General features: G+C 65.7%; 3 protein-coding genes. All 3 read right to left on the minus strand.

The window, feature by feature from the left end:
- Positions 1 to 1,613, minus strand: a 1,613-nt coding sequence (locus ACLFRM_RS08625; RefSeq protein WP_410755334.1) for an ATPase domain-containing protein, incomplete at its 3' end; no start/stop codon positions are given.
- 36 nt (positions 1,614 to 1,649) lie between these two features.
- On the minus strand, positions 1,650 to 4,640 hold the full coding sequence (locus tag ACLFRM_RS08630) for an EAL domain-containing protein (RefSeq protein ID WP_410755335.1): 2,991 nt from the start codon (positions 4,638 to 4,640) through the stop codon (positions 1,650 to 1,652).
- A gap of 335 nt (positions 4,641 to 4,975) precedes the next feature.
- Positions 4,976 to 6,259 (minus strand): diguanylate cyclase, encoded by a 1,284-nt coding sequence (locus ACLFRM_RS08635; RefSeq protein ID WP_410755336.1) that lies wholly within the window; start codon positions 6,257 to 6,259, stop codon positions 4,976 to 4,978.
- Positions 6,260 to 6,762 lie beyond the last annotated feature (503 nt).

The following is a 6,762-nucleotide window of genomic DNA, read 5'->3' on the forward strand; positions in this document are numbered from 1 at the left end:
CGCTCGGTCTCGGCCGATTCGGCTTTTTCCAGTTCCAGCTCGGCGGCGAGGCGGCGGCGCTCGTGGTCGGTCTGTTCGATGCGCCGTTCGAGTTCCATCCGACGCTGTTGGTGCTTCCGTTGCCGTCGGCGCTCGGCCGCGGCATCCTCGCGCTCCCGGGTTGCGCGCGCCGTGCCCATCAGGACCTCCGACCCGTGCTCGTAGACATCGGCCAGATCGATGCCCTCGTTCGAAAGCAGCAGCTCGCGTTCCTGGTTCGAATGGGCCGACCCACGAGATTTCACGATCGACAGCGAGCGGTTTCGTTCGCCGCCACGGACGTTGTAGTCGAGCACGATCCAGCTGTCCGCGAGTGTCGAGACCTGGCCCTGGGTGGCCTCGCCTTCCGGGTCGTCCACGCCGCTCAGCGAGGTGAGTACGGTGGTGATGCCACGGCGTCTCACCAGGTCGATCAGGTGTTCGGTTGCCATCGTGGCCCCTTCGGATCCCCCGGCCTTGAGTAGCGCCGAGACGGGGTCGATCACTAGGCAGTGAGGGTCGAACGAGTCGATCAGGTGGCGCAGGGCCATGAAGTGCTCTGTTATCCGCAAGGCGAACGCCGACAACCCCTCGAAGCGAACCAGGCCGGCCTCGATCGGGCCGCGCAGGTCGATGCCGACCGAACTCAGGTTGCGCACGTAAGGGGCTTCCATCTCGTCGAAGCTCACGTAGAGAGTGCGTTCGCCCCGCCGGGCGGCGGCCTCGGCGAAGCTGCCGGCCAGGGTGCTCTTGGCGGTGCCGGGGCGCCCGGAGATCAGCAGGCTCGAGCCCCGGTAGATGCCGCCGTCGAGCAACGTGTCCAGCCGTTCGATGCCCGTGCTGAGACGCTCGTCACTCGCTACGATCGGCTCGGTGGGCGGGCTTTCATGATAGGGCAGATGGATGCCTGCATCGTCCAGGATCATCGGCAACTCGTCGGTCAGGTGTCCGGAGCCGCGGAACTTGGCGATACGCAGCGATCGGTTCAACTGCTGGTCGACCATCCACGCGGACAGGACGAGGGTCGCCGAGAGCAGAAACTCGATGCCCTCGAGATGGGTCGGGGCCATGCCCTTGCCGGTGGCCTTGCCGGTCAGCAGCAACGTCCAGTCGTGCTCCTGACAGTACTCGTCGATGCGACGCACCTGATCGATGGCAAGCCGCGGGTCGGGTTGGTACTGGAGCAACTGGTCGATGCCGTCGAACACCACCCAGCTCGCGCCGGTCGGGGCCATGGCGGCCGCGACCGCGCTTAGCAGCCCCTCGACATCGAACTCGCCGGCGACTTCGGCACCCAGGCGCGGGCGGGCATCGATCAGCTGCCAGCGTTCCGAGGCGAGCATCTGTTCCCCCCAGCGGAACGACGCGGCGTCACGCCGTACATGTGCCGGTGATTCCTCGAATGACACGAACATTCCGCCTTCGCCGCGCTCGATGGCACGGGCCAGTATCTGCAGCCCCAGCACGGTCTTGCCCGCCGCGGCCTGACCGACCACCAGGGTCGCCTGGCCCGCGGGCAGACCGCCTCGGGTGACCTCGTCCAGCCCGGGGATGCCCGTCTCGCGCTTGCGCAACGTCATTTCGTTCTCGTTCATCTGAAAATTCCTTGGCTCGATAATCCGGTCAATGCGTCATTGGGCAAGCGGCTGGGACAGCGGGAGGGGCGAGCGTTGCTCGAGCAGCCATTGGAAGTCTTCGGACTCCAGCGGCACGCTGTAGTGGAAGCCCTGACCGAAACGGCAGCCCATCGCCTGCAGTTCGTCGGAGACGGCAGCCGATTCGATGCCCTCGGCGATCACATCCGCATCCAGGGCCCTTGCGAGCATGATGACGGTCTCGACGATATTGCGGCTGAACGAATCATCGAGCACATGGAACACGAAGCCCTGGTCGATCTTGATTTCGTGGAAAGGGTAGCGCTGCAGGTACAGCAGCGAGGAATAGCCGGTGCCGAAATCGTCCAGCGACAGCCGCACGCCCATGTCGCGCAGGGCGCGTATCTGCTCGAGCAGCGCCTCCGACTCGCGCTCGAACACGCTTTCGGTGATCTCCAGCGCCAGTTCCCCGGGCGCCACGCCGGCCTCGTCGAGGATGGTGCGGACCCGACTGGCGAAATCGCCGGTCTGGAACTGCACCAGCGACACGTTGACGGCCACCCGCACCGGGTTGAGGTCGGCATCACGCCACTCGCGCAGGTGCTGGCAGGCTCGGCGCAGCGCCCAGTCGCCGATCGGCGAGATCAACTGGCTTTGCTCGGCAATGGGGATGAACACGTCCGGGCCGAGCAGCCCCCGCGCGGGGTGGTTCCAGCGCAGCAGTGCCTCGCAGGCAACCAGTGTGCCGCTGGCAAGATCGACCTTGGGCTGGAAGTGCAGTTCGAAATGGTCCTCGTTGAGCGCTATCCGCAACTCGCGTGTCAGTTCGATGCGCTGCTTCATCTCTTCGCGCAGACTGGTGTTGTAGGCGACCCAGGGTGCCGACGGCTCCTGGCGATGCTTGAACAGGGCGCGCTCCGCCTCGCGGAGCAGGCTCTGTGCCGGTCGTTGACGGTCGCCGAGATGGGTGTAACCCAGCCGGATGGCGATCTCGATCTCGTGGCCCTGGAGGACGAGCGGGGCGGACAGTGACTCGGTCATCCGGGTCAGCCGTCGATGCAGGGACTCGCCCTTGGTTGGCAGCAGGAACAGCGTGAACTCGTCGCCACCGATGCGGCCGACGTAGCCATGTTCGCCGGCCTGGGTGACGAGTCGTCGGCCAAACTCGTACAGCAGCTGGTCACCGCCCTCGTAACCGTAGGCATCGTTGATATCCCGCAGGCCGACGATGTCGACAATTACTACCACGCCCAGCTCGGGCCACTCCTGTTGGTCGATCAATCGCTGCAGGTGCCGCGCAAAGCCATTGCGCGAACACAGCCCGGTCAACGGGTCCTCGTAGGCGATTCGGCTGAGTTCCCGTTCGGCCTCCTTGAGCGCGGTGATGTCCTGCTTGATCGCGACATAGTTGGTGACCTGGCCTCGGTCGTCGGTCAGGGGCGAGATGACCTCGTATTCCCAGTAGGGCGAGCCGTCCTTGCGGCGGTTCTGCAATTCGCCGGTCCAGGTGTGCCCCGCGGTGATCGTCGCCCAGAGATCACGGTAGACCGCATCCGGCGTGTTGCCCCCCTGGATCCGGGCCGGGGTCTGCCCCCGCAGTTCGTCCGCGGTGTAGCCGGAATTGCGCTCGAAGGCGGGGTTGACGTACTCGATGCGCCCGTCGAGGTCGGTGACCGCGATCGGGGCCGGGCTCTGGTGGGTGATGTGCGCCAGCTTGCGCAATTCCCGTTCGTTTTCTCGCTGGCTTGTCACGTCCTGAAAGGCGCCGTGCACTTGCACGATGCGACCGCGCTCGTCACGCACCGGCTCGCCCAGCACCCGCACCCACAGGCGATGCCCCTGCGCGTCGGTGATCTCCAGTCGCTCGTCGAAGGGCACCCCCTGGTCGGCGCAGGCGGCGAACCGTCCGCGCATGTGTTCGCGGTACTCGGGGACGGCGAAGTCGATGCATTCATGAATGGAGGGCGAGTGACCATGCGGCATGCCGTGGATTTCGGCGACCACGTCCGACCACTCGACCCGCTCGGTTTCGAGATCGGCGAACCAGCCGCCGAACCGGGCCGTTCGCCCGGCCAGGCTGAGCAAGCGGAACTGGCGCATCAGCTCGCCCTCGGCCTCGCGGATCTCGGTCACGTCGGTGATCACCGCGCCGACGTGACGCCCGGTACTGTCGGCCACGTCGAGGGGGAAGTAGCGTGCCAGCAACTTGCGCCAGCCAAGCCCCGGCTGGTTGCGCTCGGTCTCGAAGCGCTGGGGCTCGCCAGCGAAGGAGCGATCCAGGTGGGGCTTGACGATCCGCGCGAAGTGCTCGGCCCCGATCACGTCCGCCACGTGTCGGCCCGTGATGTCCGCGCAGGGGATCCCGTGGCCCTTGCAATACGCCTCGTTGGCCCAGACATAGCGATAGCCGGCATCGACGATGCCGCAGAGGTCATCGCTGCCTTCAAGCAGGGCGTGGAACTGCGCGAATCGTTCGGTGTGTTCGCAACGGGGCATCGGCACGGTCCGGGTGTCGTCCGGGGGCGAGGTCATGTCGGTGCCAGTGGTGAGGGCCGCTGCGTGATCCGACTCGGGGGGATGATCGCCGGTCGAGCGTTGGTCGGGCTGGTCCTGGCCCGGGCGCGCTGTGTTCGTCGCAGCCGGTTGCGAGGATTCCCCTTCCAGGTCCTCGCGGCGCAAGACCCCCGTCACCGCGCGCTGATCGTCACGGATGACGAGGTACGTGACGCGGCCCTCGCCGAGACGGGCCCGGGCCTCGGCCACCGTGACTCCGGCCGGCAACACCAGCAGCGCATGGTCCATGACGTCGCCAAGCAGCCGATCGCGCGCGGCCGGTACGAGAGCCGGAGTGTCCCGGCCGTCGGCGCCGGTCCAGACACCCACCGGTTCGCCATTCTCCACGGCCACGACCAGGCGGTGGCCGGCAGCCTGCAGGCGCCGGGCAACCTCACTCACCGTCTCGTTTGGTGAGGCGTGGATGAAGTTTCGATGTGTGAGGGTGGATAGCGGGGCAGTGGGCTCGACCACGGTTCAAGGTCCGAATGGGCATTCCAGCGTCATTTACGTGCCGGATTATCTGCTGATAAAAAAGTTGTGCCCGCCTGTTTACGATTCCTGTTTGGCAGGCGAGGGTTCAGGTCAAATTTGGACTGCCGGTGTCTCGGAAGGTTTGTTTCGACCTTCCCGAGACCGAAGCATCGATGACCCGCATACCCTAACAGGTAACACGTGATGCCGGATGATCGCACGCGGTGGAGGTCTGCCCTCTCGTACCGAGGGGGCGGAGCGCGGGGGTCGTTGGCTGGCGTGCCACGTGTCGGGGAGAGATCCGGAACGGGGTCGCCGGGGTTCAATCGCATGGATCAACCCGACTGACCCGGGTCCGCCATGCAGACGCGGTTCCGTCCCGACTGCTTGGCCTGGTAAAGGGCCTGGTCCGCCCTGCGGAAAGCGGCCTTGGGGCTTTCGTCGGGGTCGAATCGAGTGCCTCCCGCGCTGACGGTCAGGCGCGGCAGCCCGCTCCCGAACGTCTCGGCCGCGACGCTCGCGCGCAGGGATTCGGCCACGGTTCGGGCCCCTTCGAGCGAGGTGTCGGGCAAGAGTAGGGCGAATTCCTCCCCGCCCCAGCGGGTCAGGACATCGGCCTCGCGGATGCGCGCTGTGATGTGCTGCACCAGTTGCCGCAGCACCTCGTCGCCCGCCAGGTGGCCGTGGTCGTCGTTGATCCGCTTGAAGTGGTCGATGTCCAGGATCAGGAGCGACAGCGGCTCGCCCTGGCGAGCGCTGCGGGCGCACTCCTTCTCGACCAGCCGGTCGAAGAAGTGCCGGTTGAACGCCCCGGTGAGGCGGTCGTGGTTGGCGGCGTGTTCAAGCCCTGCCTCCAGGGCCAGTTGGTCCGAGATGTCCCGGAAGATCACGACCACCCCCTCGGTCTCGCCGAAAACCCCGTGCAGGGGCGTGGCGTAACTCTCGACCGGCAGAGGCTGGCCATCGGCGCGGAAGAACGTGTCCCGCCACGCCTCCAGCGGCTCATCCGTTTGCATGACGTCGTTGATCGGGCACTCGGCTTCCGGATAGTGACTGCCATCCGGATGGCGGGCGTGCATCAGTTCGTGGGCGTTCAGGCCGAGCAGGTCTTGCTCGCTCTCGTGGCCGAGCAGGTCCATCGCGGCCCGGTTGATCAGGGTCAGCCGTCCCTGGCGGTCGATGCCGAACACCCCCTCGCCGAGACTGGCCATCAGTTGCTCGTTGAGGTGTTGGAATTGCTTCTGCTCGGTGATGTCGCTTTGCACCGAGATGTAATGGGTGATTCGTTGCTGTGTGTCGAGTACCGGACTGATGTTCCAGTGCACCAGGTAGGGGGTGCCGTCCTTGCGGTAGTTGATCGCCTGTCCTTCGAAGAAGCCGCCCTTTGAGATGGTGGCGCGCAGGCGTCGCAGCACCGCTCGGTCGGTCTTGGGGCCCTGAAGGATCCGGGGAGTGGCCCCGATCAACTCATCCGCCGTGTAGCCGGTCTGCTCGCACAGTGCCGGATTGACGTACACGATCTGCGGGCCGGGCGGGTCCAGTTCCGCCGTCGTGACGAGCACCGCGTTGAACGTCTGGTCGATTGCCTGACGGAATACCCGGTCTTCCAATGACGGCATGAAAACTCCAGCGGAATGGGCTTTACCCTGGCCGACCGATTGCATCGATGTCACGAACAGGTCGCGAGGCGAGTGTAGCGTGGTTCGGTCATGGATCGAGGGGGCAAAGGCTGCATGGCCCTTCGCTTCGCGGGTGCTCAGGGTCAGGCGGCATCGGGTGGTTTGCCGGCCATGTTGACCGTTCTGGCGTCGGGGCGTGTTAATCTGATCGTCCGTCGCGCCCGAGGGCCTGTGTGGTCCGGACTGGTGTGCCGCTCGCCTTGATGGCGGGTTGAGGTTTAAGTCTTCACGGCTTGCCGGTGATGCCGGCGCCCGAAAGTGGCCGTGATCGCCCGCGATCGCGGTGGTGACCGGTCGTGATGGAACCTTTGTGACGCAACGGCTGTCATAAGGGGTGACGGTGAAACCGGCACGAGAAATTCGTTTCGAGTGTCTTGAAAGACGGGCTGACAGGCCCAACACTGTCAATCAACCGGGGGTGATACGGCTTCGACGTGGGTCGC

Source organism: Guyparkeria sp. (assembly GCF_046540515.1).
GTDB lineage: Bacteria > Pseudomonadota > Gammaproteobacteria > Halothiobacillales > Halothiobacillaceae > Guyparkeria.

What these genes read in the sequence shown, in the direction of transcription:
- ACLFRM_RS08635 (WP_410755336.1), bottom strand. Translation starts at nt 6,259, where the DNA reads ATGCCGTCATTGGAAGACCGGGTATTCCGTCAGGCAATCGACCAGACG.